The following is a 26365-nucleotide window of genomic DNA, read 5'->3' as shown; positions in this document are numbered from 1 at the left end:
AGAGGGCAGGTCCTTTGACCGTGCCCAGATGTTTCCTGCCCCGAATGGGGGTTCGATCCGGAAACCCCTAATGTGCTCCCAAGAACAGGAAATCCCTCTTGACCATCCCATCCTTGACCGTCGGCCCTGTTGCGCGGCACCAAAAGAGAATGAAGTGACAGGCGGATGATCCCGCCTGCTGAAGGCACCCGTCCCTCTCCAGGAATGCTGGAAATCAGCGTGACGAAGGCGGAGGAAGTGGACCAGGCGATAAGGGATGCCATTGGCGAAGTCTCCGAAGCGGCCGCACAATACCGGATGGGCATCCTGGTCACACGAATCGGCGCCGGACGGTACATAGTTCGGGCTCATCCTGCCGTCCCCTACGGCCTGATACGTCAAAAGCACGACTGATCAGGCTGTCCGTGGGAAGGCTATTTATCCCACGAAGTGTGGCCGTGGCCGAACAGTTCGTCGTCCAGTCCCCTGTAGTGATCGGTGCGCCCCGGCCGCCGCACGGCCGGGGCGCTTTGTTTTTACCTGAACATCGACTGTTCCAGCGGCGTGACCGTCAGGGACTTCAGGCGGGCAGTGCCGCCGTCGGCGAACAGTGCTACCTCGTCTGCACCCGAACCGGGGAACACCTGGTCTGTGATGGTGCGTTGGCCGTCTTGGGCGAAAACCTCCACCGAGGACCGGTCAACGTAGATCCGCAGTGTCACGGTGCCGTCGGCGTTCAGCGTGACGGGGGCTGAGTCGATCGAGGTGAACAGGGGGTGGAATCCGGTGTTTCCGGAGTTGCCCCGGTCCACGTAGACCTCGCCGCTCGATGCGTCGTAGCCGATCACCGTGGAATGTGTCCCGTCGCCAAGGACTGTGATGCCCGACTTTGCTGCTGTTCCGGGCGCGAACGTTACGTCGATCCGCTGGACGTCACCGGACGCCGACGCCGGCAGGGGGTGCGTGCCTGGGGCAATATTGGCGCCCTTCTTGTCGCTGTAGCTCGCCTTGGTGCCTAGTTTGTCCACCTGCTTCACGGCCTTCTGGGCCAGCCTGGTGCCGGCCGGGGTTTGCGTCAGCGAGACTTCGCGCGGCAGGGACATGGAGCTGCGCCACGGAGAGGTGGGGATGGTGTTGGCGTAGTCCCAGTTGTTCATCCAGCCCAGCATGACTCGTTTGTCCTGGGGCATGTTGGCGAAGGAGACCGAGGCGTAGTAGTCCCGGCCGTAGTCAAGCCAGTCGTAGGAGTTGATCCGGGGCCTTGCCGGTGCAGACGAGGCGATAAATTCGTCCGCGAGGATGTGGCCCCAGCCGAAGCGGTTGTTGTCCACAATCCTGATCTGCGCCTGACGGCCCTTGAACTCGGAGACGTTCCAGTTGGCCCAGTCCAGAACCTCACTGTTTGCTCCTGTTGTGGACCGGACCACTTGGCCGTCCACCACCAGGTTCACGCTGGTTTCGTCCGAGCGGGGCACCGCTGCCTGGTCGGTCAGCATGACGTGGTCCAGGGTGAGGTGCCCCCAGCCCCCGGTGGCCTGATCGACGATCCGCAGCTGCGCCTGCTTGCCCGCAAACTCCGAAACGTCCCAGCCCTTCCAGTTGAGCTGGCCAGAGTCGTCCCCTGAGAGGGTCCGCACGACGCCGCCGTCCACCAGCAGCTGGGCCTCAAGCACCTGGCCGCTCCCGGGGTTGCGCTGGCCGCCGCCCACCAGAAGGCTGATGAAGTTGCGCGTGAGAGTGAACTCCGGGGATGTAAGGGTTCCTTGACGATCATCGCCGGGGGTGACGCCGGTTTCCCACGTGTTGATGCGTTTGGCGCCGATGAAGTAATCACCGCCGGAGGTAGCGGGCTGGAACGACGGCGTGAGGTCGCCGGTGCCGGTCCAGCCGGCGTCGGCGAGGGTACTGCCGTCCGGGACCTCAAAACCGTTGAAAAGCAGATCGCCGACCGGGGGAGTGTTGTCCAGTTTGTCGGACACCCTCGGGTGCTGCCCGCCGCCCACCAGGAAGTTGATGTAGTCGCTGTCCACGGTAAAGTCGGGGGAGGATATGGAGCCCAGCGGCCAATCGCCGTCGTTGAAGGAATTGATCAGGCCGGCGCCGGCAAAACCGGTGACGGGGCTCTGGCCGGGGAGCGATCCGGCAGCCGGGGCGTCTCCGAAGGGTCCGTTCTTCCAGTTGCCGGGCTCGTTGTTCACCGTCCAGCCGTTGTAGGTCCCGTCGTTGAACCCGGCTATCGGAGTTCCGGCCGGCAGGGTCTCACTTGGCTTGGTGCTTTCGGAGGTGAAGGTGGTGCCGTCGAAGCTGCCGACGAAGTATTGTCCGGCCGAACCTCCCGCCACGCCGCCTGGGTTGATGTTGACCACCATGACCCATTTGACGTTGTTCGGATCGCCATCCACGGCCAGGGGGAAGAGATCCGGGCACTCCCACAGCCCGCCCGTAGCGTTGGCAGGCCCGAATTCACTGAGCGCGGTCCAGTCCTTGAGGTCAGTGGACTTGTAAAGCACCACCTTGTGGTCGGTTGCCTCTACGGCTGTCATCACCCAGTAGCCGCCGCCGTCGGGGGAGCTGTACCAGAAGACCTTGGGGTCGCGGAAGTTGGCCGAATTCCGGTTCAGGACTGGATTTCCGCTGTATTTGGTCCAGGTCAGGCCGTCGTCCAGGCTGTACGCGAGCGACTGCGCCTGCAATCCTCGGTGCGGGGAGGCGTCCTTGTATGCGCTGGTATAGATGGCCACCAAAGGCGGGTTTTCTGCGGTTCCGAAGCCCGAGGAATTGTCCTTATCCACCACAACGCTTCCCGAGAAAACGTCCTCCTGCTCATCCGTGGAGATGGCCAGCGGCTGCTCCTTCCAGTGCACCAGATCCGGAGACGTGGCATGCCCCCAGGACATGTTCCCCCAGGTATTGCCGGAGGGGTTGTGCTGGTAGTAGAGGTGGTAAACCCCCTTGTGGTAAACCATTCCGTTGGGATCGTTCATCCAATTTTTCTCCGGCGAGAAATGGACTGCCGGGCGGTACTGTTCCTGCCCGAGGCCACCTTGGGGACTTCCGACGTCGGACTCTCCCGCCGAGACGGGACCTGCCCCAGTAAGCAACCCGGCGAGCGTCAGCCCAGCTAGCGTCATGGCCGAAAAAGACTGAAACCTTGCTGTTCGTTTCGTGTCCATATTTTTGAATTCGCCCTTCATTGCGCGTGCCTTTCCCAGTAGACAACGTTGTCAGTGAACGGAACGCTAGGCTAAGTCCACGGGACAAGTCAATGAATAAAAAAGTTGTTGACACGCTTTAGTAACGCGCGTAACCTCGATCCAACGTCTTGGTAACGCGCTTTACTCACGAGGTGGACGCGGATCCAAGAGACACCAGACCAAGCACCATCGCCAGTCTCAGTGCCGGCGTCAACGGAGACCACGGGAGAATTTCAATGGCGAAGAACGGCCCCATCACGAAGGCGGCCGCAGTGCGGGCTCGGGGCGTCACCATGAACGACGTCGCGAACTATGCGGGCGTCAGCCGCACCACCGTATCCTTCGTTCTGAACAGCCGGTCTACTGCCAATATCTCGGAGGAAACCCGCAAGCGCATTATTGAGGCGGTGCAGGAACTGGGCTACCGCCCAAACGCCGGCGCACGCGCCTTGGCCTCCCAGCGAAGCGACTGGTACGGGCTCGTCACCGAAATCGTGACGGCTCCGTTTGCAGTGAACGTCATCAAGGGCGCCCAGGACCAAGCCTGGCTTGACCGCCGGTTCCTTCTCATTGCCCCTTCCGACCAGGCCGATGCCGTAGGACCCAACCAAGGCATGGAAGATGCTGCCGTTGAAAAGCTCCTGGAACAACGAGTGGAAGGGCTTTTGTACGCGGCAACATACCACCGCGGCGTGCATGTTCCGGAAAGCGCCCACGAGGTTCCCACTGTCCTGATCAATTGTTTCGATGCGGACGGGAAGCTGCCCTCGATCGTCCCGGACGAGCGCGCCGGCGGCAGGGTTGCCGTCGAACGTTTGCTCCTGGCTGGCCACAGCAGGATCGGAGTCATCAATCTGGACCCGCACATCCCGGCGGCCGTCGGACGTTTGGAGGGTGCACGCGAAGCACTCGCGGGCGCCGGGCTGGAACTGGATCCGGAGCTGGTGGTGTCCGGACATGCGACGGCGGATGGGGGCTACGAGGCGGCCTGCAAAATCCTGGACCGCTATCCAAAAGATCAACGGCCAACCGCCCTGTTCTGCCTCAATGACCGCATGGCGATGGGCGCATATGACGCCATCAAAGAACGGGGACTGACCATCCCCGGGGACATCGCTGTGATCGGCTTCGACAACCAGGAACTGATTGCGGCCTACCTCAGGCCAAAGCTGACCACGGTTGCGTTGCCATTCGAAAAAATGGGCGCTCTGGGAGTCCGGACGCTCGCCGCTCTGACAGCAGGACAGCCGATCACTGCCGACCAGCAACTGGTCGACTGTCCGCTGCTAGAACGCTCTTCGGTCTGACCGTGAAATCAATTTCGAAGAGCTAACCCTTACCCACCCCTTCACCTTGCTGATGAAGATAGGAAAGAGATACCCATCATGACACAACCCCGATACCTGAGGTCTGCCCGCGTGGCAGCGGCCGGATTGGCGGTAGGCGCAATGCTGCTCACTGGCTGCGTTGCCACCGTCAACAAGCCCGCCGGCACCGATGCAGGAGCGAACGCGAACGCCTTCCTGACCATCCCGCGTGAGGACATGGGGACGTTCGTACAGAACTTCAACCCGTTCGCCCCCACCGTGAATCCGATGGTTCAGCAATCGATCTACGAATCCCTGCTGATCTTCAACCCCGCTAAGGGAAACACGACGCCGTGGCTCGCCACGGAGTGGAAGGCCGCCGAAGACGGCAAGTCCATCACCTTCACCTTGCGCGACGGCGTGAAGTGGTCCGATGGTCAGCCGCTGGTGGCCGACGACGTCGCCTACACGTTCGAACTCCAGAAGAAGATCAAAGGCGGCTTCGAGTACCTGGACAAGGTAACCGCTGAAGGCACCAACAAGGTCACGTTCAACTTCAACAAGCCATGGTCGCCGGCCCTCTACGAGGTCGGACAGCTCAGCATCCTGCCGAAGCATGTTTGGTCAGCGCTAACCGACCCGGAGAAGGACGCCAACGCAAAGCCTGTCGGTACTGGCCCGTATACAGAAGTGGACAGCTTCCAGGCCCAGTCCTTCGTGCTGAAGAAGAACCCCAACTACTGGCAGCCGGAAAAGCAGAAGATAGCCGGTATCAAGATGCTCGCCTTTGCGGGCAACGATGGGGCCAACCTTGCCGCTGCTAACGGCGACGTGGACTGGGCTCCGCAGTACATTCCGAACATTGAAAAGACGTTCGTCTCCAAGGACAAGGAACACCGTCAGTACTGGTTCCCGGCCACGGGTGCCATGATCAACTGGCAGCTCAATACCACCAAGGCGCCGTTCAACGATGTTGACGTCCGCAAGGCGCTGAGCATGGCTGTTGACCGTGATCAGGTGACCAAGATCGGCATGAGCGGCTATGCCAAGCCCGCCGATTGCACAGGGCTCTCCGGCAACTACGAAACCTGGAAGAACAGTGAGGTCAAGGACAACTGCACCTGGACCAAACTTGATGTGCAGGCGGCAAACGACCTCCTGGACAAGGCCGGCTACCCCAAGGGTGCTGATGGCAAACGCACGCTCAAAGACGGCAAGCCGTTTGAGTTCAAGATCTCCGTGGGTGCGACGTCATCTGACTGGTTGTCCGTTGCCAACGTGATCTCGCAGAACCTCGCCGAGGTTGGCGTGACGGTCAGCGTTGACTCGCCCGACTGGGCAGCCGTGGTGGCTGGCTACGAGACCGGGGACTTTGACTCCGGCATTGTGTGGAGTGCCAACGACCCCAGCCCGTACAAGTACTTCAACACGTCCATGGGCACAGCGACCGTGAAGCCGGTGGGCACCAAGACGTTCGACAACTACCACCGCTTCGGCGACACCAAGGCTGATGCCCTGTTGGCCGAGTTCGCGGCAGAGTCCGACGAGTCCAAGCAGAAGGACATCGCCAACAAGCTGCAGGAAGAGTACAACGACGCCGCTCCGCTGGTCCCGCTCTTCTCCGGCCCGGAATGGGGGGCCTTTAACGACACCCGTTTCACCGGCTGGCCCACCCAGGACAACCCGTACGCAACCCTCTCGGTCCGTGCGCCCACCACAGTCCTGGTGCTGACCTCGCTGGAACCGCGCAAGTAGTCCCCACCGCCTCCCTAGCCTCGCTTCGCTTCGGCCAGGGAACCCGGGCGGCGTGGGCCCACCCACCGCCTCCCTAGCCTCGCTTCGCTTCGGCCAGGGAACCCGGGCGGCGTGGGCCCACCCGCCGCTGGTCGCCGGCGACCCCGGCGACCAGCCCTGAACTGCACGCCCGGCGGCGCCTCGCCGTATCGAGGGACAAGCCAGCCGGGCGTGGCCCCAAACGTTCCATAATTCCCGAAATGGAGGGAAACTGTGCGCTTCATCCTTCGCCGTCTTGGTTTCTACCTGATCGCCTTCTGGGCATCCATCACCCTGAACTTCCTGCTCCCGCGCTTCATGCCCGGCGACCCCGTCTCCCGCATGTTTGCCCGCTCCCAGGACAGGTTGCAGCCTGAACAGATCGACGCTCTGCGCAAGCTGCTCGGAGTGGATAGCCGGCCCCTCTGGGAGCAATACATCGGCTACCTGCAAAACGTGTTCACCGGCCAGATGGGCGTCTCCATTTCCCGTTTCCCCACTCCGGTCACCGAGGTTATCTCGTCCCAGATCGGCTGGACCCTCCTGCTAGGGGGCACCGCGCTGGTGATTGCCGCCGTCGTGGGCAACCTGCTCGGTATCCTCGCGGCCTGGCGACGGGGCGGGGTGATCGATTCGGCGCTGCCGCCAGTGCTGGTGTTTATCGGTTCATTCCCGTACTTCTGGCTCGCGATGGGTGCGCTGTACCTGTTCGGCGTGGTGCTGGGCTGGTTCCCGATCCGCCACGCGTTCACGGACGGATTGGAGCCCGCGTTTACCTGGGAGTTCATCGGCGACGTCGGTGCTCACCTTGTACTGCCGGCCTTGACGATTGTGCTGGTATCCATAGGCGGCTGGATGTTGGGCATGCGGAACACCATGATCGCCACGAATTCGGAGGATTACATCACCATGGCCGAGGCCAAGGGTCTCCGGCCGGGCCGGATCATGCTCCGCTATGCAGCGCGGAACGCCATGTTGCCGTCGGTCACGAGCTTCGGCATGGGGCTGGGCTTTGTGGTGGGTGGTGCGCTCCTCACCGAGGTGGTGTTCGCGTACCCCGGTGTTGGCTACCAGCTCCTCAATGCAGTCCAAGGCCTCGACTACCCGCTGATGCAGGGCCTGTTCCTGACCATCACCGCCGCCGTGCTGTTGGCGAACTTCATGGTGGACATCCTCTACGTCCGCCTCGACCCGCGCGTGCGCAGCAACTGAGGGACCCATCATGACAACCGCAATTCTGAAGCAGCCCACTCAGCCCACAACTGCCCGTAAGCCCAACCGCAGTTTCGTCCACGGGCTTATCACCAACAAGAAGGCACTAGTGGGCATGATCGTGATGCTCGTGTTCATCGCGCTTGCTTTGCTGGCCCCCGTGCTGTTCCCCGGAGACCCGTCGCGGATCACCGCGATGGCCTCGCTTGAACCGTCTCCCGAGCACTGGCTGGGCACCACGGCCAAAGGTCAGGACGTGCTTGCCCTGACTGTCCACGGCTCCCGCAGTTCCTTGTTCGTTGGATTGACTGTGGGCTTCGCATCCACCTTCATCGGCATTTTGGTGGGCCTGGCCTCGGCGTACTTTGGCAAGTTCATTGACGAAGCACTGTCCCTGGTGACCAATGTCTTCCTGCTCCTTCCCGGACTGCCGCTTCTTGTCATCCTGGCCGCGTTCCTGCCGCCGGGTCTGGGAACCGTGATCCTGGTCCTCGTGGTCACCGGTTGGGCCGGGTCGGCACGTGTTTTGCGCTCTCAGGCGCTGTCCATCCGCTCAAAGGACTTTGTGGCCGCGGCCGTGGTGTCCGGCGAACGGGCGGGCCGGATCATGTTCCGGGAGATCCTGCCGAACATGGCCTCAATCGTCATGGGTACACTGCTGGCCTGCGTGATTTACGGCATCGGCGCCCAGGCCGGACTGGAGTTCCTTGGCCTGGGTGACGTCAGCACCGTCTCATGGGGCAACAACCTCTTCTGGGCCGGCAATGAGGGCGCCCTACTGACCGGCAGCTGGTGGGTCTTTGTTCCCTCGGGTGTCTGCATCGCGCTGGTCGCGTTCGCACTGGCGCTCGTCAACTACGCCGTGGACGAGGTCACCAACCCACGGCTGCGGAAGATCAAAGCCCCAAAAATTAGCGAAAGGAGCACCGCAAAGTGACAGTTTCCCAAGTTTCCTTCGGCTCCCACGAGCCCGTCCTTGAGGTCAAGAACCTCACCGTCAAGTACATCGGTGACACCCGCTCCACAACCGCCGTCGACCGTGTTTCCTTCAGCATCGGCACCGGTGAGGTGTTCGGGCTGGCGGGCGAGTCCGGCTGCGGGAAGTCCACTATCGCCAACTCGATCATGCGGCTGCTGAAGGATCCCGCGAAGATCGCCGGCGGCAGCATCTCCTTCGGCGGCAAGGACGTCCTGGCCATGAGCCCGGAGGAGCTGCGGCGCTTCCGCTGGCAGGACGTGGCCATGGTGTTCCAGTCGGCCATGAACTCGCTGAACCCGGTGCTGACCATCGGCGAGCAGATCGTGGACATTTTCACCACACACTCGGGCTATTCGCGCAAGGAATCGCTGCGGCGAGCCGGCGAGTTGCTCGAATTGGTGAGGATCGACTCCGCACGCCTCAAGTCCTACCCGCACCAGCTTTCGGGCGGCATGCGCCAGCGTGCGGTGATCGCCATGGCCGTGGCGCTCAAACCGTCCGTTTTGATCCTGGACGAACCCACCACCGCTCTGGACGTGGTGGTGCAGCAGGAAATCATGGCCCAAATCAAGGAACTCCAACGCGAACTGGGCTTCTCCGTCCTCTTTATCACCCACGACATGTCCCTCATGGTGGAGCTCTCGCACCGCATGGCCGTGATGTACGGCGGCCGCATCGTGGAGACCGCCAAGGCCCAGGACGTCTACTCCAACCCCCGCCACCCCTACACTCAGGCGCTGATGAGTGCATTCCCGCCGCTCACCGGTCCGCGGGTTCCGCTGACGGGGCTACCCGACGGCGTGAAGTTCCGGAACATCCCGGACCTTACCGAAGCCGCACCCGGCCATTTCGTGGCACCCGTCAGTGCCGACGCTTCAGCGGCTGACACCGCCATCATGGAAGGAGCGGCACGATGAGTCACGCTGTGCTGTCATCCCAGGACCCCTCCGCCGACACCGAAGCTCCAGCCCTCGAGGTCCGCGGACTAGGAAAGTCTTTCCCAATAGGTGGTTTATTCTCCCGGGATTCAGTCCGGGCCCTGCACCGCGTGGACCTGGCCATTGGCCGGGGCGAAATCGTGGCCCTCGTGGGAGAGTCCGGGTCCGGTAAAAGCACCCTGGCCCGGTGCGTTGCACGGCTGGAAAAGCCGAGCTCCGGCCAGATCCTCGTTGACGGCGTCGACGTCCTCAAGCGCGACCGCTTCCAGGCATCCCGAGCCTTCCGCTCCCAACTGCAGATGGTCTTCCAGGATCCCTTCGGCTCGCTGAATCCTGCCCACAGAGTGGAGCACTTCCTGCGAAGGTCCCTAGCAATCCACCGGAAGGGCGGCAGCTCCGAGGCAGAGACGCAGCAGCGACTCGAGGAGCTTATGACCACTGTGGGCCTGCAGGCGGACATGCTGAACTCCTACCCGCACGAGCTCTCCGGCGGTCAGCGCCAGCGCGTCGCCATTGCCCGGGCCCTTGCCGTGGAACCACAGGTCATCCTCGCCGACGAACCCACCTCCATGCTGGATGTTTCGGTCCGGATCGGCGTGCTGAACCTGATGCGGAAGCTGCGCGATGAACAGGGAATCTCCATGCTTTACATCACGCACGACCTCGCCTCGGCCCGATACCTCGCGGACCGGACGGCGGTCATGTTCGCCGGAGAGCTCATTGAAGAGGGTGAGTCTTTGGACCTCCTGGCCAACGCTGCCCACCCCTACACGCAACTGCTGGTCTCAGCCGTCCCGGATCCGGCCCGGGCTGGATCCTACGATCCCGTCCGCCGTGCCGAGCTGCGGCAGGCTGTGATGGCTTCGGCCACCTGCACTTTCGACGGCGACCCAAACCAGGTCTGCTCGGCCGAGGAACCTGTTCGCCACCGCGTGGGCGACCCCGAAAACAGTCACTGGGTGCGCTGCCACCTATACCGCCCGCAAGCTGGAGCTGGCGGTCATGCCCTGGCAACTGAACCTACCGGCAACAGAGCTTCCGCATGACAGAACTTACGCACCCGCTGGCTACAGTGCCCCGGGACGAACTCGTCGCCCGGGCGGCAGCCGACCCGCTCCGGCCCCGCTTCCACTTTGTATCCCCGGCGGGTTGGCTCAACGACCCCAACGGCGTTTCGCAGTGGGGTGGCACCTACCACCTCTTCTACCAGTACAACCCCGAGGGCGCCTTCCATCACCGCATCCAGTGGGGCCATGCCACCAGCACGGACCTGGTTACCTGGAAGGACCAGCCTGTGGCGCTGTCTGCGGGCGGTCCGGACAGTGCCGACGCTGACGGTTGCTGGTCCGGGGTTTTGGTGAACGACGGCGGCACGCCCACCATCGTCTATTCCGGCCGGCACGGGGAGCATGAGCTGCCTTGTGTCGCGATTGGGAGCCCGGACCTGCTCAGCTGGACCAAGTTGGCCGAGAACCCTGTGATAGCCACCCCACCTGCCGACGTCGACATCACCGCCTACCGCGACCACTGTGTCTGGGAGGAGGGAGGCCGGTGGCGGCAGCTGGTCGGCTCAGGCATCCGCGGGCGCGGCGGAACGGCGTTCCTTTACGAATCGGCGGATCTGCGGAGCTGGAAGTACATTGGCCCGCTCTTCATCGGCGACTCGTCACAGGGCACCAGCACAGACCCCGACTGGACGGGCACCATGTGGGAGTGCGTGGACCTGTTCCGTGCCGACGGCGATGCACCAGGTCAGGTTCCGGACACCTCGGGCGCTTCGGGTCGGGATTCGCATGTGCTGGTCTTCTCGGCCTGGGACGACGGCGTGACGCACCATCCCCTCTACTGGACGGGGCGATACTCGGGCGACGCGTTCCAGCCGCACGCCTTGCACCGGCTCGACTACGGCGGCCGTTATTTCTACGCACCGCAGTCGTTCCAGGACGAGTCGGGCCGCCGGATCATGTTCGGATGGCTGCAGGAGGGTCGCTGCGAGGATACCTCCGTGGAAGCGGGATGGTCGGGAGTGATGAGCCTCCCGCGGGTTGTTTCGCGTGACTCTGACGGTTCCTTGTTCTTCGCTCCGGTGCCCGAGGTCGCTGCCCTCCGCCGGGAGCACATGAGTGTGAGCCCGGCCGTGATCACGGAATCCACCTCGGGACCCCGTGTCGTCACCGGCGTTTCGGGCCTCCAACTGGACGTTGAGCTGGAGCTGGAACTGGACCCGGGCGCCGTCGTCCGCCTTGGTCTGCTGGAGACCCGGGATGGAGACGGGACCTCAATCGAGCAGACCGCCGTCGAGCTTTCCCGCGAGGACGCCAGTCAACGCTGCGGTGAGGCACCCAGTCAGGGCACGCTGCGCCTGGACCGGACCCGGAGCAGCCTGGAAGGAGGCGTCGACACTGATCCCAAGGAGGGACTGGTCCCCATGCCTGGTGGGCGGGTTTCGCTGCGTGTCATCGTGGACCGTTCCGCCGTCGAGATTTTTGCGAACGGCAAACCCCTCACGGCACGCGTGTATCCGCGGCTTGGCGGAGGGGGCGTCAGCCTCGAGGCCATGGAAGGCACAGCCCGCGTGGTCCGTTTCGACGCCTGGACAATGGGGGAAATCTTCGGCAGCAAGCGCCTGCTCTTTCCTTGAACCCAGTGCCTATGCCGGGACTTCATCCTTTGATGCCAACTCGTGTGGGGGAAGTTTTGGCGAGACACCTGCAGCCTGATCTCCTGCCGGCGTATTCGCCAGCCAGCAGATGTTTTGCAGCCTTTCGAAGGAGGAGGGAAGAGTGTCATCGGGCCATACCGCCCCTATCCAGGCGATGATTTGAGCGGGCGTGTCCGGCCAAGGAAAATGGTCCGTGCCGATCATGTCTCCAACGCTGAGGAGCCCGGTTTTCAGGGCGGTCACGAGTTGCCCGATGACCTCTTCCCGCAGCTCAGGGCCATCCGGGCAGCCGGAAAGTGAACTGACGTGGGGGGCAAACAGGCCAAGACTCATGCAGTCGCCCCGGTTATCCGCAAGCACCAGCTGCAGGACGGGATTCACAGGGGCAGCTCTCATACGGGACTGACGCGCGTAAGTCCGGATCGTGACGCTGACCATTCTGGAAGCCATTCGTGACGTGAAAGTCCTCAACAGGAAGCGCGGAGTCCGTCATGATTTCCGTCTCGCGGGGTTGTAAAGGTGTCGGATGGCGGGATCTGGCGGCCAAACTACTCAACCTGGCGAGCACCTCTCGCAATGAATACGGAGAAACGCTACGTGAGAAAGCCTCATATCGGAAAGCCACCCCTCGTATCCTGGACCGTCCAGTCAACGTTGCGCGACGACGTCGCAGATCCTGCCGGGTACACAAGTTTCATCCGCACCTACACGGAGATGTGGCCCGGGCGATACGGAAGGTTGGCTCACTCCATCCGGGTTAATGATTGGGACCAGGCCATGGACGCTGCACTGAGTCTCAGGTCCTCCAGCGAAATGCTGGGCGCCGTTAACCTAGCCAGATTGGCCCTGGCCGTGGAGCAGGCAATCCGCAGCAGGCAGCTTCATGCCGCCGGAATGCTGCTGCCCGGATTAAAGTCCTGCGGCGAGGATACGATGTCCGTCCTCCTCCGAGGCTCTCAGTCCGTAGGGCCGGAACGCACGGGATACCGCTCATAGCTCAGTCATAAGTTAGCCATGCGCCTGACACGCCTCACCTGCGCCCCGCATGCAGGGCCAACTCCAGCTCGAAGCGTGCTTTCGGATCCTCAAGATCCTCGCCGAACAGTTCGCGGAGCTGGGCGGCCCGGTAGCCCACTGTCTGTGGATGGATGCCCAGCTCGGCGGCAACGGGGCCTCGCTGGCCCCAATGCCGCAGCCAGGACAGGAGCGTCTCCGCCAACCGCTCGCGTTGGGCCGGGCGCAAGGCCTCCAAGGGGGCCAGCCGCCGGTTTGCGAGTTCAGCGATCGCCGACGGTTCGGAACCAAGGATGATCTTGGAGAGGTGGTCGTCGGCCCACACCGGACCTTCCTCCGGTCCTTCGCGCGGTGGCAAAACCGAGGCGGCCAGAACCGCCAGCCGCAGGGAATCAGGCACTTTTTCCCAGCCGACGGCAGGCCCAACAGCGGCGGAGCGTCCACGGAGTGCCTTTTCCAGCTGTCCGCGGGTTGCGGGGGAGTTGCGGGAGGGAACGAGTGCCACGACGTCGGTTTCGCGCTCCACCACCAGCGTTCCGGCGCCAAGCTGGAGCCGGAGCCCGACGGTACGGTCAAGCGGCATGGTCACCACCCTCAGCTCCTCAGGAATGGCCCAGTCCGCCATGGAGGCCTTCTGCCGGAGGGCAGCCTCATCGGCCTGGCCGGACAACAGGAGTTCCAAGAGTTCGGTGCGCCGCCGTTCCACAGCTCCGGCACGCTCGGACTGTTCAAATGCAAATGCCTCTGCGCTGACGGCGGACAGCTCGTCAATGTAGGCGAGGATGGATTCGCCGAGGGCCACAACCACGTTCAGCCCCAGGTTCCGGTCCATGGAGATCCTCGACATCTCCCGGAACGTCACTCTGGCGCTCATGCGATACGCGCTGAGGAGGGCATCCATGCTCCTCCCCTGCCGGAATTCCCCGCTTCCCAGGCCGGCAACCAGCTGCCTGCTTTCCTCGGACAGTGCGGGCAGTCTGGTGCCGGGGAGCTGGAGGAACTGATCGAGGGCCGCTCCCACTCCCCGGCGCAGCCCGCGGCCAAAACGTCCTTCAATGGGACGTGCATAAGCGGGCACCAATTGGGGTACGGATTCGATTATTGCCTCAACAATGCCTGGCATCAGAGGCCGCAGTATTTCGCTGACTTCTGCCGGAAGCTCCAGCCAGGGAGGTTCATGGGCCGGGGTGGCTTGACTCTTCTTGGAGGGATGGTTCATGAGAGACTTCCATAAGTTGTTTCGGGGGAACAGTTTAGAACGTTCGATCGTATTCCCTGGGAGAAGTAATATGCCTCGTTCCGACATAAGCTTAGGACTATGATCCGGCTCCGTAAGCTGGCGCGCGCCGCATCTCTGTTCACAACCCCGCTAGCTCCAGAAGACTTCCTGGCGCTATTCAACCCTGTGTTCTCCACGCGACAACTTCGCGGCGTGGTTACCAGGGTGGTTCCGGAGACCGCCGATTCCGCCACAATTTTCTTCCGTCCCGGCCGCGGCTGGCAGGCCCACAAGGCCGGCCAATGGGCCCGCATCGGCGTCGAGCTTGATGGTGTCTTCCATTGGCGCTCGTATTCACTCAGTGCTCCCGCCGGGCAGGATCCTGCCATTACTGTGTCCGACGTCGGGGCAGTATCAGGCGCCCTGGTCCGCAACACCAGGCCCGGTGACGTCCTCTTCCTCGCGCCGCCACAGGGCGATTTCGTGCTCCCCGAGCATCCGCGGCCGCTGCTGATGCTCACCGCGGGCGCCGGGATCACCCCCGTGATGTCCATGATCCGCACGCTGGTGCCGCACCGTCCTGATTCGGACGTCGTGCTGATCCACTCAGCGAGGACTCCAGCTGACAGTATCTTCAGGGAGGAACTGGCTGAACTCGCGGACCAGTTCCCGAACCTGCTGGTCACCGATTGGTACACCAGCGAACGTGGCAGGTTCGACTTCAGCTCGTCGAAAGAGCTGGATGCGCTTTGCCCCGACTGGCGCGGCCGTGCCGCGTATGCCTGCGGGCCCGAGGGTTTCCTGGACGACGCCGAGTCGCTGTGGTCGGCCGAGGCTGCTACCGCTGCCAGGAACGGAGGCAAGTCTCCCGCGGGGCCCTTTGCCGCTGACCCGGTGAACCTCATCATCGAACGCTTCACCACCAGCCTCGCCGGCGGTGACGCGCACGACGGCGGACTGGTCACCTTTGAGGCCTCCGACCGCGAAGTTGAGGCTGACGGCGCCACTCCTCTTCTCGACGTCGGTGAAGACGCCGGCCTGCTGATGCCCAGCGGATGCCGCATGGGTATCTGCCACAGCTGTCTCATTCCACTGCGCGCAGGTCACGTCCGTGACCTCCGCACCGGTGAAGTCCATGGCGAACCGGGCCAACTGATCCAGACGTGTGTTTCGGCAGCCGCCGGACCCGTTAACCTCGACATCTGAGGAGCAACATCGAATGACAACTGTTTCAAATCGCACCCACGAGGCAACGGCAGCCGGAGCTCCGGCAGGGGCCAAAACGCGCCCCGGCGCGCTTGCAACAACCGGCAGTCCGCTGGTACGTCCACCCGCTGCGGCCCACCTCACCGACGAACAGGTGGCGGAGCTGGGCCGTGAACTTGATGCCATCAAGGATGATATTCTCGGCAAGCGCGGGAGCTCGGATGCCGACTACATCCGCCGGATGATCAAGATCCAGCGCGCTCTGGAGATTTCGGGCAGGGCAGCCCTTCTCTTCAGCAAGAACAAGAAGGCCTGGGTGGCGGGTACCACGCTGCTCAGCTTCGCCAAGATCCTGGAAAACATGGAGCTCGGCCACAACATCCTGCACGGCCAGTGGGACTGGATGCGTGACCCGGACATCCACTCCACCACTTGGGAATGGGACTTCGTCACCCCGGCACGCTCCTGGCAGCACACCCACAATGACCTCCACCACCGTTGGACGAACGTTGTGGGCAAGGACAACGACGTCGGATACAACCTGCTGCGCATGGACGCCGACCAGCCATGGAAGCCCTTTAACCTGGGCAACCCGCTGTACAACGCGCTTCTGGCTCCCGTCTTCGAGTGGGGCATCGCCATCTACGACCTCGAACTCGCTGATTACCAGGAAGGAAAGAAGACCAAGGAAGCCCTGATGCGGGACCTCAAGGCCCTTGGGAAAAAGGCACTCAAGCAGTTCACCAAGGACTACGCCGCTACCCCTGCCGCAGCCATGCTCACCGGTTCAGGGAAGCAGGCGCTCTACGGCACCCTCACAGCCAACGCCGTCCGCAACGTCTGGGCCCACGCAGTGATTTTCTGCGGCCACTTCCCCGACGGCGCGGACACCTTTACCGAGGAAATGGTGGAAGGCGAGACCCGCGGCGACTGGTACGTGCGCCAGATGATCGGTTCCGCCAACATCTCAGGTTCCAAGTTCATGCACCTCATGACCGGCAACTTGTCCCACCAGATCGAGCACCACCTCTTCCCTGACCTTCCGTCCAACAGGTATGCCGAGGTGGCCCCGAAGGTGCAGGAGATCTGCAAGCGCTACAACCTTCCGTACACCACCGGCCCGCTGCTCAAGCAGGTCGGGTCATCGTGGGCGAAGGTCTTCAAACTGGCTGTTCCTGGCAAGCCCAAGACCGCTTAGTTCACTCGTTGAGGCCCCGGTTGCTCGCAAAACAAGCAACCGGGGCCTTTGTCTGCCCCGCTCAGGCCAGGCCCGAAATCCCGCGCGGTAGGCACTGGTCGCTCCGGTAGGTTCGTGGAACACTGGGCAAATGGCAACCAGCTCAAACGCGCAGTCATGGCCAAAGGACTTCATCTGGGGATCGGCCACTGCGGCCGCCCAAATCGAGGGCGCCGGGCATGAGGACGGGAAAGAAGACTCCATTTGGGACACCTTCGCCCGCCTACCGGGTGCAATAGCCCATGGAGACAATCTGGAACGGGCGGTTGACCACTACCACCGGATGCCGCAGGACGTGCAGCTGATGAAGGAGCTGGGGCTTGATTCCTACCGGTTTTCCACCAGCTGGGCCCGGGTGCGGCCGGGTGATCGCTTCACCAACACCAAGGCCCTGGACTTCTACTCCAGGCTGGTGGATGAACTGCTGGAGGCCGGAATCCTGCCGTGGCTGACCCTTTACCACTGGGATCTGCCACAGGCGCTGGAGGATGAGGGCGGCTGGACCAGCAGGGACACCGCCTACCGCTTCGTGGAGTATGCCAACGACGTTTATGCCGCACTCGGTGACAGGGTGCAGCACTGGACCACCTTTAATGAGCCGTTCTGCTCAGCCTTGCTCGGCTACGGCTCAGGAGTGCATGCGCCAGGGCGGCAGGAGCCTCGAGCAGTGGTTGCAGCTGTCCACTATCAGCACCTGGCTCACGGACTTGCCCTGGATGAGCTGCGCCGGCTGGGCGCCCAGCACTTGGGCATCACCCTCAATCTGAGCAACGCCATTCCCCGGGATCCCAATGATCCGGTGGATCTGGATGCCGCCCGGCGCTTCGATTCACTGCAGAACCGCATTTTCCTTGATCCCCTGCTCCGCGGGGCATATCCGGAGGACACTTTGCGGGACCTGACACCCTTCGGGCTTCCGGAGCTGATCCACCCGGGAGACATGGAGCTCATCGGGGCGCCGCTCGATTTCCTGGGCGTGAACCACTATCACGACGACCTTGTCAGCGGGCATCCGGACCAGCCGAACATTGACGGCCATTCCGGAGGTGCGGAGCGGAAGGCTGCCTCACCCTGGGTGGGTTCGGAAGACATCACGTTCCCCAGCAGGGGCCTGCCTCGGACAGCGATGAACTGGGAAGTAAACCCCGACGGCCTCCGCCACTTGCTCGTCCGGCTGGGCAAGGAATACCCTTCCCTGCCGCCGCTATACGTTACCGAGAACGGTGCTGCCTACGAGGACACTCTCAGCCCTGACGGGAAAATCCATGACCTGGAGCGGACCAACTTCATCCTGGACCATATTGAAGCGATGAGGCAGGCCATGGAACAGGGGGCTGACGTCCGCGGATACTTTGTGTGGTCGCTCCTGGACAACTTTGAATGGTCCTACGGCTACGGAAAGCGCTTTGGCATCGTGCGAGTGGACTACGACACCCTGGAGCGCACCATCAAGGACAGCGGACTGGCCTACGCCCGCCACATAGCCGCCGCCAAGGGCCAGCCAGTCAGCTGATCAGCAACCCCAGTGCCTCAGTCAGGTGCCCCACTTCCCTGACCGAGAAACCAGCCGGAACCGTGCCGGGCCCGCTAGGGCTCAGTGGGACTACTGCGTGGGTGAAGCCGAGCCGGTGGGCTTCGTGGATTCGCTGGTTGATGCCGGGGACGGGGCGGACCTCACCGGCCAGGCCCACTTCGCCGAATGCAATGAGTCGCTGGGGGAGCGGCTTCTTGGCTTTGGCCGAGGCTACCGCGAGAGCAATGGCCAGGTCAGTAGCAGGTTCGCTCAGCTTCACCCCGCCTACCGTGGCCACGTAGGAGTCGTCCTTGTGCAGCAAGCATCCGGCCCTCTGCTGAAGTACAGCCAGCAGCATCGCCACCCGTGAACTGTCCAGCCCGCTGGTGGCTCTGCGCGGCTGCGAGTTGGCGCTCTCGGCCAGCAGTGACTGGACCTCGGCCAGCAGGGGGCGGCGACCCTCCATGGTCACGGTGATGCATGTACCGGACACGGGGTCCTTGGTGCGAGTGACAAATAGCCCGCTGGGATCGGCAAGGCCCACGATGCCGTCCTCGGTCAGGTCGAAGCAGCCGACGTCGTCCGTTGGGCCATACCGGTTCTTGACTGCCCGCAACAGCCTGAGCCGGGAATGGCGCTCGCCTTCGAACTGGCAGACGACGTCCACCAGATGCTCCAGGAGCCGAGGACCCGCAATTGAGCCGTCCTTGGTGACGTGGCCTACCAGCAGGGTGGTCATGTTGCGCCGCTTGGCTGCAGCGATGATGGACGCCGCCACCTCGCGAACCTGCGAAACCCCGCCCGAGCTCCCCTCGACGTCGGCGCTGCTGAGGGTCTGGACCGAGTCGACCACCAACAGGCGGGGTTCCACCTTCTCCACCTGGCCCAGGGCCTGGCCGAGGTCAGTTTCCGCGGAGAGATAAAGCGAGTCCGCCACAGCATCGATCCGCTCGGCCCGGAGTTTTACTTGGGCGGCGGATTCCTCGCCGGTGACGTACAGGACGTCCTGGCCGCTGCGCGCGAACTTGGCGGCAACATCAAGCAGAAGAGTGGACTTTCCCACGCCTGGTTCTCCCGCGAGCAGGATCACCGCTCCAGGAACCAGCCCTCCACCCAGCACGCGGTCCAGTTCGTCAACGCCGGTCGGCAGGAAAGCGGCCGTGGTGGCATCCACCTCAGCGATTCGGCGGGCGGGCTCGACAACTGTGGCGGCCGCCGTCGTACGCGCAACAGCTGCACCGGTCTCCTCAACTGTTCCCCAGGCTTGGCACTCGCCGCAACGCCCCACCCACTTGACGGTGGTCCAGCCGCATTCGGCGCACTTATAGGCCGGGGCTTTGGACGCCCGGGAAGTCTTGGTTGCCATGGGTACACAGTAGCCGCGGGGGCGGACAAGTTTCGCGCCGGCGGAATCGGAAGGCAGGCTCACAGCGGCAGTTCACTGCGTTCCGTAATGCTGGCATTGCCCGTTGACCTCACCTCTCAGACCCGGATACTTTGGATTGTAAGCATACTTATTAAGCGATCCTGCGAGCCGGAATTGATCTGAACGTGCCCTTTGTAGCCACCGCGAAAGCCGCCTCAAAAACAGAATCGCTGCCGCTTGCCGCCATGCTCGTTCTGGCCGCCATCGGTTTTACTGCCATCACAACCGAGCTCCTGCCGTCGGGCCTGTTGCCGCAGATGGCTGAGGACTTCGACGTCGGCGAATCACAGGTCGGGCTGCTCACCGTGGCCTATGCCGGCATTGTGGTGGTTACCGTACTGCCCATGGCGCGGCTGTGTGCACGCCTGCCGCGGCAGGCGCTGCTACTGGGCCTGGTGGTGACCTTCGCCCTGAGCAATGTGCTCCTTGCCCTCAGTCCCGAATTTTCCGTAGCAGTGGTGGCCCGCCTTATTGGCGGCGTGGCCCACGGACTCTTGTGGTCCACCATGGCTCCATACATCGCGGCGCTGGTGCCCGAGCACATGCTCGGACGGGCCATGGCCGTTGTGTTCAGCGGGAACAGTCTCGGCCTTGCCCTTGGCGCACCGGCGGGAACGGCGCTGGGGGCCTGGGTAGGCTGGCGCACGTCCTTCCTGATCATGGCGGCCACCGGAGCTGTGCTGGCCCTGCTGGCCCTCTGGCTGCTTCCATCAGTCCGGGGCAGCCGCAAGGGACAACCGCCGTCAGTGCTGCGGGCCATCCGCCAACCCGGCGTGAAATCGGTGACTATGGCCTGGCCCTTGATGCTCTTCGCCCGCTTTGCAATCTTCACCTACATTGCACCCTTCATTCTCGCTGCGGGATTGCCGTCCCAGGCCATCAGCATCTCCCTGTCCGTGGTGGGGGCAGCAAGCTTCGCCGGGCTCTGGATCGCCGGCATGACTGTTGACTCCCGGCCACGGCGTTCCCTGATCGCCGCCGCAGGAACTGTTGTGGCTGCCTGCCTGCTCCTGCCCTGGGCGGGCACCACGCTGCCAGGCGCATATTGTTTGATGGCCGTCTGGGGAGCGGCCCTGGGCGCCTGCGGCATCTACAACCAGGCAGCAATTCTTCGGGCTGGGAAGGAACATAGCGACGCCGCCAATTCACTGATGGTACTGGCCACCCAGTTGGGGATCGCCATAGGGGCGGCATATGGCGGGCTGGCGTTGTCCTTGGCCGGGCCGCTCTTGGTTCCCGTCGCAGCGGCGCTGCCCGCCGCCATCGCGCTTGTTGCGGTGATAGCCGGACGCAAGGCAGGCTACCCGCCGGGCCCGAAAGAGGGCGGGAAGGAAACCGGGCAGCAGGTGGAAAATGACGAGTCTCCCGCCGGAGAGCAATCCCCGGCACCGGAGGGAAGCGCGGTAGGCGTCCGCCGGCGCTAGCCCTGTCCTGCAGCTAGCTCTCGTCCTGCAGTGGCGGCAGCAGGTCCCGGGCTTCCTTTGAATCGATCCCCGTAGCCTCGAGCAGGTCAACCATAAGCGGCCGGAAGAGCATCACCACGGTTTCGCCTTCCAAGCGGTCAACGTCGAGCATCCGGGGGTGCAGCCTTCCGGCGACGTAACTGAGATCTTTACGGGCGGCGCGCAAATGGGCGCGACGAACGCCGTCGTGAACCTCGCCAAGACCCAGCGAAAGTTCATCGATGGCGTCCGCTGTTTCTCGCAGCACCTCAGCGAGGTTTTCCGTTGCCTCATCGGAGAGGGCTGCATGATTGATGGCACTCGTGAGGCGTCGGGCGAACACCCGGCTGTTACGGAGGGCAAGGTCGATGTAGTCCAGCGATTGTTCGAGCCGGTCGAGCTCATCGCGATGCCTGCGGTAGGCCGGAGCCAGGGTTGCTACTTCGCCGGAAGCCCGGAGGGTCTGGCGCATGGCATCCACCAGCGGTTGGCAATTACGGCCACGGACCAGAGCATGCCATGCCTGGGTGGAGTCGCTGTAGGTCAGGGCAGAGGCGCACTCACGCAGCACCTCGGCCAGTTCATGCAGCAGCTTCCGGACGTCCTTACGGGGTTCACGGCGGGGATCCTTGGGCACCAGGATGGTCACCAGCAAGGCAAAGAGCCCACCCACTACGGCGTCCAGGCTCCGGGTGAACGGCCCTCCCGCCGGCGCCGGCAGCAGCACCACCAGCAGGGACTGCAGCCCCAGCTGGGTGGTGAAGATGTTGCCGCCATCCAGGAATCTTGCCAGCAGGATGGAGACGAAAAGTACGACGGCGGCCACCCAAATGTCGTCGCCCAGCCAGTGGAGCAGCAGGTCACCCACGGCGATGCCGATGGTGCAGCCCAGCCCTACCTCCACAACCCGGCGCAGGCGCGGCTCGCGGGAAAAACCGAGGGAAATCAACGAGGACGTCGCCGCGAACAAAGGCCCCGAGTGGCCCAGGACATACTGGGCAAAGGCGTAGGCTCCCACCGCACACACCGTCATCTGGAGGGCAGGGACCAGCGAGTTCTTACTCCTGACCAGACCGGTCCGGGCCCGGCCGCGGAGGAATCGTCTGGTTGCGGATATTCCAGTGACGGCCATGAACCCCAGTCTATTTGTTCCGTGTGACGCCTAATGGAACTGGACCGCCGACCGAATTGCGTGACTTTTGGCTGGCTAGTGCTGGTCCCGAGGCAATGTTTGCGCGGGATGCCAGCATTCTTCGCCACCTTGTTCCGCCAAAAGTTACGCATTCCGGCCGCTGCCAGCCCGATTTCGTGGCCAGTAGTCCTCGGCCCTGTCGAATCCAGCCGTTCCCAGCCAGTCCTGCAGGGCCAGCTCATGGGAATCCTTGATCCCCATCCTGCGCTGCTCGGGCGAATCAACCAGGAACAAGCCACCCAGGGACCAAAACGCCTGCCCGCCGAGACTCGCCTTCACATGACCGTCGCTGGCGGACCAAGGCCGGGTTTTTCTTTAGGATCGGATAAACGCTGAGCGGATAAACGCTGCTCGGCAAACAAGGCAGGGAATGGGTGTTCTGTGGGAGATGCCACGCGGGAGAAAGCCGCAGATGTGCTGCGCGGGTGGGCTTTGGATGAGGAACTGAAACAGCGGGTGATGTCGTCGCCACCGCTGGCTGCTGTTGCCCAGAAGATTGCGGCGAACTACTCGGCGGGCGAGACGGTCCGGGATGCCATTGAAGCTGCCAAACGAAGCATGGCGCGGGGTCACCTGGTCAGTCTGGAGTACGCAGGTGAAAGCGTGCGCGACGCCGAGGTTGCAGAGGCCGAGACGGGAGTATTCCTGGAGCTGATTTCCGAGCTGAAGCAGGCGGGGATACCTGCCACGGTGTCCTTTGACCTCTCCCACGTCGGCTCCCTTGTCAGTCCGGCGCTCGCCTTGGAGAACGCGCGACGGATGGCAGACGCCTTGGCGCCGCTCGGAACGTCACTGATGATCTCCGCGGAAGGTTCCGATCGGGCCGATCTGGTGCTTGACCTCTACGAGGCACTCAGCGAGGAAAGGGTCGACGTCGGCGTCACCCTCCAGGCCCGTTTGCACCGCAGCGAAAGGGATCTTGAGCGTCTGCTGAAGCAACCGGGAACCATCAGGCTGGCGAAGGGTGCGTTCCTCGAACCAGAAGGGATCGCTTACCCGCGTGGCAGCGCTGAACTCCAAGAGAATTATCTGCGCCTTGCCGGGCTGATCATCGACGCCGGACATCCCGTTTCCATCGCGACCCATGACGCCGCGCTGATCGCTGAAATCCTCGAAAGGCACCCCAACCTCAGTGAGGCGAAGGATGTGGAGTTCGAGATGCTCCTGGGCTTGGGCACGTCCACCCTGGACCGCCTGCATGCTGAAGGCTTCACTACCCGTGAATACTCCATTTTCGGCGGCGAGTGGTGGCTCTATGTTTTGAACCGCATCGCCGAGGATCCGGAGCGGGTGTTCGACGCCATCATTGCAGCCGCCCGCTGACACGACTCACCAGGGCGCCTGCCAGCTAAGGCGAGCGTCAGTAGCTTTCAGACTTTGGCTCTTCCGTTGGCTTGATGAAAGCTGCGGCGAGGGCTTCGGAGCCGCGGGCCAGCAGTGCGACGTCCGCCCCCACCAGAATGAAGCTGGCGCCGTTGTCGAGGTAGTGGCGTGCGGTATCGGGGTTGAAGGCGTTCACGCCGGCCGGTTTACCTGCCGCTTTCGCGGCTCCGAGGCAATGTTCGACGGCGGTACGGACCTCATGGTGTTCCTGTTGTCCCAGCACACCCATGGAAGCCGCGAGGTCCGAGGGGCCAAGGAAGATGGCGTCCACACCCTCCACGGCGAGGATCTCCGCCACCGAATCCACTGCCGTTGTGGACTCAATCTGGACAGTGATGCTTATGGTCTCACCGGCCCTGGCGAGGTAATCCGGAATGCGGTTCCAGCGGGCGGCGCGGGCCAAGGCTGAGCCCACCCCGCGGACCCCGTGGGGAGGGTAACGGGTGGCGGCCACTGCAGCCTCAGCTTCAGCAGCCGAATTCACCATGGGGATCAGCAGGTTCTGGACGCCCAGGTCCAGGTACTGCTTGATGAGCACGGTGTCGTTCACTGGCGGCCGCACCAGGGTATGAACCGGGTAGCCGTGGATGGCCTGGAGTTGGGCGAGGATTGATTCCAGGCCGTTCGGGCTGTGCTCGGCATCCACCAACAGCCAGTCGAGGCCGGAGCCCGCGCAGAGTTCGGCCACCAGCGGGCTGCCGGAGCAGACCCACATGCCCGCCAGCGGGCGGCCGGCTTTACCCTTTTGATGGCGCAGCGCATCCCGAAAGGTGTTGTCCGATTCTAGTCGAAGCGGCATGTGACACTCCCCAGCGGTCCGTAGTCGGCATGGACGGTGTCCCCTTTATATACCCACAAGGGCCGGGTGAAGGACCCGGCGAGGATGATGTCGCCGGCCTTCATGCTGTCTCCGTGGGCGGCGATCTTGTTGGCCAGCCAGTGGACGCCGTTGGCGGGATGGTCCAGGACGCCTGCGGCGACGCCGGTTTCTTCCACGGTCTGGTTTTTGTAGAGAATGGCCGCCACCCAGCGCAGGTCGACGGCGTCGGGCTTGACCGGCCGGCCTCCCACCACCATGGCCCCCATCGCGGCGTTGTCCGCGATGGTGTCCACGATGGTCCGGCCCTCCATCTCAATCCGGGAATCCAGGATCTCCAGGGCCGGAACCACGTACTCGGTGGCCTTCAGGACATCGAAAATGGTGCAGCCCGGGCCTTTGAGCCCGTCCTTCAGGACAAACGCCAGCTCCACCTCCACCCGCGGGTGCGTGTACCTGTCCCATTCAACCGAACAGCCCGTTTCCAGCACCATGTCATCGAAGATGGCGCCATAGTCCGGCTCAGTGATCCCGGTGGCGGCCTGCATGGCCTTCGACGTGAGGCCGATCTTCCGCCCAACCAGGGTCCGGCCGGCATCCTCATTCCGGCGGCGCCACAGCTGCTGGACGGCGTAGGAGTCCTCCACAGTCATCTCCGGATAGCGGGAAGTCAGCCGGGGCACGGGAGTCCGTGAACGTCCGGCCTCCAGCAGTTCGTCCGCAATGGCCTCAATCGTCTTGGCATCCAGCATGCTAGACCTGCGCTCCGAGCTTGAACCCGGTGGTCTTTTCTGTGGAACCGCCGGATTCCTGGCCCGGCTCCCGGGTGTAGGAGAACCCGTCCGCGCCCACGGTCACTGCCATCTCGCTCTTTTCCTCGCGTTCGATCACAGGCTGCGGATTGCCGTCCAGGTCCAGCACCAGGGAAGCCTCGGTGTACCAGCTGGGCACTACCGGGTTGCCCCACCAATCGCGCCGCTGGTTATCGTGAACGTCCCAGGTCACCACCGGGTTGTCCGGGTCCCCGGTGTAGTAGTCCTGGGTGTAGATCTCGATCCGGTGCCCATCCGGGTCCAGGATATAGAGGTAGAACGCGTTGGATACGCCGTGCCGGCCGGGGCCGCGTTCGATCCGGTCGCTGATGCGCAGCGCGCCCATTTTGTCGCAGATCTGGATGATGTTGTGCTTCTCGTGAGTGGCGAAGGCGATGTGGTGCATGCGCGGGCCGTTGCCGCCGGTCAGTGCTGTGTCGTGCACAGTCTGCTTGCGATGCATCCACACGGCGTAGGAAACGCCGTCGGAATCCTGGATGTCTTCTGAGACGCGGAAGCCGAGGTCCTCCAGGTATTTGCGGCCCCGCTGGACGTCAGGGGTGACCTGGTTGAAGTGGTCCAGGCGCACAAGCTCGCCGGCGGAGTAGAGGTCGTAGCGCTGGGTGAGGCGCTCCACATGCACCACGTCGTAGAAGAACTCGTAGGGGAACCCCAGCGGGTCCTCGACTCTCACGGAATCGCCGATGCCCTTGGTGAAGCCTTCCTTGCGGCGTTCGGTGCGGCAGCCCAGTTCCTTGTAGTACGCCTCAGCAGCATCAACCTCTGCTGGAGACTTCACCCGGTAGGCGAACGCTGCGACGGCGGCGATGGGGCCCTTGCGGAGCACCAGGTTGTGGTGGATGAACTCCTCGAGGGAGCGCAGGTAGATGGTGTTCTCGTCTTCTTCGGTGACGTGCAGGCCCAGGACGTCGACATAGAACGCGCGGGACTTGGCGAGGTCCGTGACCACGATTTCCATGTAGGCGCAGCGCACGATGTCCGGAGCGGGAACGGTGGGGGTGGGAACAGAGTTGGTCATGTGATTCTCTCTTCTTTGAGG

22 protein-coding genes and 1 pseudogene are annotated in these 26365 nt (G+C 63.3%); 14 read left to right on the top strand and 9 right to left on the bottom strand.

Annotated elements, in window-relative coordinates; translation table 11 throughout:
• Positions 1-165 precede the first annotated feature (165 nt).
• Positions 166-393, top strand: a complete 228-nt coding sequence (locus M1E05_RS20085; protein ID WP_461164017.1) for a hypothetical protein — start codon at positions 166-168, stop codon at positions 391-393.
• A 122-nt stretch (positions 394-515) separates the two neighbouring features.
• Here M1E05_RS20085 and M1E05_RS20080 read toward each other — a convergent pair whose 3' ends face one another.
• Positions 516-3110 (bottom strand): GH32 C-terminal domain-containing protein, encoded by a 2595-nt coding sequence (locus M1E05_RS20080; RefSeq protein WP_461164016.1) that lies wholly within the window; start codon positions 3108-3110, stop codon positions 516-518.
• 299 nt (positions 3111-3409) lie between these two features.
• Here M1E05_RS20080 and M1E05_RS20075 point away from each other — a divergent pair, with 299 nt between their 5' ends.
• The 7 genes from M1E05_RS20075 to M1E05_RS20045 all read left to right on the top strand — a co-directional run bounded on the left by M1E05_RS20075 (position 3410) and on the right by M1E05_RS20045 (position 12023).
• Positions 3410-4480, top strand: coding sequence for a LacI family DNA-binding transcriptional regulator (locus M1E05_RS20075; protein WP_461164015.1), 1071 nt, complete (start codon positions 3410-3412; stop codon positions 4478-4480).
• Between the two features lie 78 nt (positions 4481-4558).
• Entirely contained in the window at positions 4559-6235 is a 1677-nt protein-coding gene (locus M1E05_RS20070; RefSeq protein ID WP_458112849.1) for an ABC transporter substrate-binding protein, read from the top strand.
• A 252-nt stretch (positions 6236-6487) separates the two neighbouring features.
• A complete protein-coding gene (locus M1E05_RS20065; protein WP_461164014.1) occupies positions 6488-7465 on the top strand; it encodes an ABC transporter permease in 978 nt (325 codons plus the stop codon).
• A gap of 10 nt (positions 7466-7475) precedes the next feature.
• Positions 7476-8402 carry an ABC transporter permease gene (locus tag M1E05_RS20060; protein ID WP_458112851.1) on the top strand — a complete coding sequence of 309 codons (927 nt, stop codon included), beginning with the start codon at positions 7476-7478 and terminating at the stop codon, positions 8400-8402.
• Complete coding sequence (locus M1E05_RS20055; RefSeq protein WP_461164013.1) at positions 8399-9361, top strand: ABC transporter ATP-binding protein; 963 nt, start codon at positions 8399-8401, stop codon at positions 9359-9361. Before M1E05_RS20060 ends, M1E05_RS20055 begins: the two co-directional genes overlap by 4 nt.
• On the top strand, positions 9358-10428 hold the full coding sequence (locus M1E05_RS20050; RefSeq protein WP_461164012.1) for an ATP-binding cassette domain-containing protein: 1071 nt from the start codon (positions 9358-9360) through the stop codon (positions 10426-10428). Before M1E05_RS20055 ends, M1E05_RS20050 begins: the two co-directional genes overlap by 4 nt.
• Positions 10425-12023 carry a glycoside hydrolase family 32 protein gene (locus M1E05_RS20045; RefSeq protein WP_461164011.1) on the top strand — a complete coding sequence of 533 codons (1599 nt, stop codon included), beginning with the start codon at positions 10425-10427 and terminating at the stop codon, positions 12021-12023. Before M1E05_RS20050 ends, M1E05_RS20045 begins: the two co-directional genes overlap by 4 nt.
• A gap of 9 nt (positions 12024-12032) precedes the next feature.
• Here the strand turns inward: M1E05_RS20045 and M1E05_RS20040 are convergent, their stop codons facing one another.
• Positions 12033-12494 (bottom strand): hypothetical protein, encoded by a 462-nt coding sequence (locus tag M1E05_RS20040; protein ID WP_461164010.1) that lies wholly within the window; start codon positions 12492-12494, stop codon positions 12033-12035.
• Positions 12495-12641: 147 nt separating this feature from the next.
• Here M1E05_RS20040 and M1E05_RS20035 point away from each other — a divergent pair, with 147 nt between their 5' ends.
• Complete coding sequence (locus M1E05_RS20035) at positions 12642-13040, top strand: Hpt domain-containing protein (RefSeq protein WP_458112856.1); 399 nt, start codon at positions 12642-12644, stop codon at positions 13038-13040.
• A 34-nt stretch (positions 13041-13074) separates the two neighbouring features.
• On the opposite strand, the gene M1E05_RS20030 is transcribed toward M1E05_RS20035, so the two are convergent.
• Positions 13075-14277: a PucR family transcriptional regulator gene (locus M1E05_RS20030; RefSeq protein WP_461164009.1), complete on the bottom strand. Its 1203-nt coding sequence runs from the start codon at positions 14275-14277 to the stop codon at positions 13075-13077.
• A 99-nt stretch (positions 14278-14376) separates the two neighbouring features.
• Between M1E05_RS20030 and M1E05_RS20025 the strand changes: the two genes are divergently transcribed.
• From M1E05_RS20025 to M1E05_RS20015, 3 genes are all read left to right on the top strand, one after another.
• Complete coding sequence (locus tag M1E05_RS20025; RefSeq protein ID WP_458112858.1) at positions 14377-15483, top strand: ferredoxin reductase; 1107 nt, start codon at positions 14377-14379, stop codon at positions 15481-15483.
• A gap of 13 nt (positions 15484-15496) precedes the next feature.
• Entirely contained in the window at positions 15497-16681 is a 1185-nt protein-coding gene (locus tag M1E05_RS20020; protein ID WP_461164008.1) for a fatty acid desaturase family protein, read from the top strand.
• A 130-nt stretch (positions 16682-16811) separates the two neighbouring features.
• Positions 16812-18233 carry a GH1 family beta-glucosidase gene (locus M1E05_RS20015; RefSeq protein WP_461164007.1) on the top strand — a complete coding sequence of 474 codons (1422 nt, stop codon included), beginning with the start codon at positions 16812-16814 and terminating at the stop codon, positions 18231-18233.
• Here the strand turns inward: M1E05_RS20015 and radA are convergent.
• The gene (gene radA / locus M1E05_RS20010) at positions 18226-19599 is read right to left on the bottom strand and encodes a DNA repair protein RadA (protein WP_461164006.1); all 1374 of its coding nucleotides are present in this window, start codon (positions 19597-19599) and stop codon (positions 18226-18228) included. The two genes, M1E05_RS20015 and radA, sit on opposite strands and share 8 nt — an antisense overlap.
• 245 nt (positions 19600-19844) lie before the next feature.
• Here radA and M1E05_RS20005 point away from each other — a divergent pair, with 245 nt between their 5' ends.
• On the top strand, positions 19845-21083 hold the full coding sequence (locus tag M1E05_RS20005; protein ID WP_461165300.1) for an MFS transporter: 1239 nt from the start codon (positions 19845-19847) through the stop codon (positions 21081-21083).
• Positions 21084-21096: 13 nt separating this feature from the next.
• On the opposite strand, the gene M1E05_RS20000 is transcribed toward M1E05_RS20005, so the two are convergent.
• Together M1E05_RS20000 and M1E05_RS19995 are read right to left on the bottom strand one after the other, a co-directional pair.
• Positions 21097-22233 carry an FUSC family protein gene (locus M1E05_RS20000; protein ID WP_458112863.1) on the bottom strand — a complete coding sequence of 379 codons (1137 nt, stop codon included), beginning with the start codon at positions 22231-22233 and terminating at the stop codon, positions 21097-21099.
• A 174-nt stretch (positions 22234-22407) separates the two neighbouring features.
• A pseudogene (locus M1E05_RS19995) lies at positions 22408-22566 on the bottom strand (FAD-binding protein); the annotation flags it as partial.
• A gap of 108 nt (positions 22567-22674) precedes the next feature.
• Here M1E05_RS19995 and M1E05_RS19990 point away from each other — a divergent pair.
• Positions 22675-23616 (top strand): proline dehydrogenase family protein, encoded by a 942-nt coding sequence (locus M1E05_RS19990; protein WP_461164005.1) that lies wholly within the window; start codon positions 22675-22677, stop codon positions 23614-23616.
• Positions 23617-23653: 37 nt separating this feature from the next.
• Here M1E05_RS19990 and M1E05_RS19985 read toward each other — a convergent pair whose 3' ends face one another.
• Genes M1E05_RS19985 through hpaD form a run of 3 tightly spaced genes read right to left on the bottom strand, consistent with a single transcriptional unit; the run spans position 23654 to position 26344 of the window.
• Positions 23654-24475: an aldolase/citrate lyase family protein gene (locus M1E05_RS19985; RefSeq protein ID WP_461164004.1), complete on the bottom strand. Its 822-nt coding sequence runs from the start codon at positions 24473-24475 to the stop codon at positions 23654-23656.
• Positions 24460-25245 (bottom strand): 2-oxo-hept-4-ene-1,7-dioate hydratase, encoded by a 786-nt coding sequence (gene hpaH, locus M1E05_RS19980; protein WP_461164003.1) that lies wholly within the window; start codon positions 25243-25245, stop codon positions 24460-24462. Before hpaH ends, M1E05_RS19985 begins: the two co-directional genes overlap by 16 nt.
• 1 nt (position 25246) lies before the next feature.
• On the bottom strand, positions 25247-26344 hold the full coding sequence (hpaD, locus tag M1E05_RS19975; protein ID WP_461164002.1) for a 3,4-dihydroxyphenylacetate 2,3-dioxygenase: 1098 nt from the start codon (positions 26342-26344) through the stop codon (positions 25247-25249).
• Positions 26345-26365 lie beyond the last annotated feature (21 nt).

The organism is Arthrobacter sp. R4-81 (assembly GCF_054792365.1).
Note: the sequence above shows the minus strand (reverse complement) of the source record. Positions and strands in the feature narration are given on the sequence as shown.

Excerpts from the sequence above, each read along its gene's own strand:
- M1E05_RS20085 (WP_461164017.1), top strand. The coding sequence starts at position 166 with ATGATCCCGCCTGCTGAAGGCACCCGTCCCTCTCCAGGAATGCTGGAA.
- M1E05_RS20080 (WP_461164016.1), bottom strand. The coding sequence starts at position 3,110 with ATGACGCTAGCTGGGCTGACGCTCGCCGGGTTGCTTACTGGGGCAGGT.
- M1E05_RS20075 (WP_461164015.1), top strand. The coding sequence starts at position 3,410 with ATGGCGAAGAACGGCCCCATCACGAAGGCGGCCGCAGTGCGGGCTCGG.
- M1E05_RS20070 (WP_458112849.1), top strand. The coding sequence starts at position 4,559 with ATGACACAACCCCGATACCTGAGGTCTGCCCGCGTGGCAGCGGCCGGA.
- M1E05_RS20060 (WP_458112851.1), top strand. The coding sequence starts at position 7,476 with ATGACAACCGCAATTCTGAAGCAGCCCACTCAGCCCACAACTGCCCGT.
- M1E05_RS20050 (WP_461164012.1), top strand. The coding sequence starts at position 9,358 with ATGAGTCACGCTGTGCTGTCATCCCAGGACCCCTCCGCCGACACCGAA.
- M1E05_RS20045 (WP_461164011.1), top strand. The coding sequence starts at position 10,425 with ATGACAGAACTTACGCACCCGCTGGCTACAGTGCCCCGGGACGAACTC.
- M1E05_RS20040 (WP_461164010.1), bottom strand. The coding sequence starts at position 12,494 with ATGGCTTCCAGAATGGTCAGCGTCACGATCCGGACTTACGCGCGTCAG.
- M1E05_RS20030 (WP_461164009.1), bottom strand. The coding sequence starts at position 14,277 with ATGAACCATCCCTCCAAGAAGAGTCAAGCCACCCCGGCCCATGAACCT.
- M1E05_RS20025 (WP_458112858.1), top strand. The coding sequence starts at position 14,377 with ATGATCCGGCTCCGTAAGCTGGCGCGCGCCGCATCTCTGTTCACAACC.
- M1E05_RS20020 (WP_461164008.1), top strand. The coding sequence starts at position 15,497 with ATGACAACTGTTTCAAATCGCACCCACGAGGCAACGGCAGCCGGAGCT.
- M1E05_RS20015 (WP_461164007.1), top strand. The coding sequence starts at position 16,812 with ATGGCAACCAGCTCAAACGCGCAGTCATGGCCAAAGGACTTCATCTGG.
- radA (WP_461164006.1), bottom strand. The coding sequence starts at position 19,599 with ATGGCAACCAAGACTTCCCGGGCGTCCAAAGCCCCGGCCTATAAGTGC.
- M1E05_RS20005 (WP_461165300.1), top strand. The coding sequence starts at position 19,845 with ATGCTCGTTCTGGCCGCCATCGGTTTTACTGCCATCACAACCGAGCTC.
- M1E05_RS20000 (WP_458112863.1), bottom strand. The coding sequence starts at position 22,233 with ATGGCCGTCACTGGAATATCCGCAACCAGACGATTCCTCCGCGGCCGG.
- M1E05_RS19985 (WP_461164004.1), bottom strand. The coding sequence starts at position 24,475 with ATGCCGCTTCGACTAGAATCGGACAACACCTTTCGGGATGCGCTGCGC.
- hpaH (WP_461164003.1), bottom strand. The coding sequence starts at position 25,245 with ATGCTGGATGCCAAGACGATTGAGGCCATTGCGGACGAACTGCTGGAG.
- hpaD (WP_461164002.1), bottom strand. The coding sequence starts at position 26,344 with ATGACCAACTCTGTTCCCACCCCCACCGTTCCCGCTCCGGACATCGTG.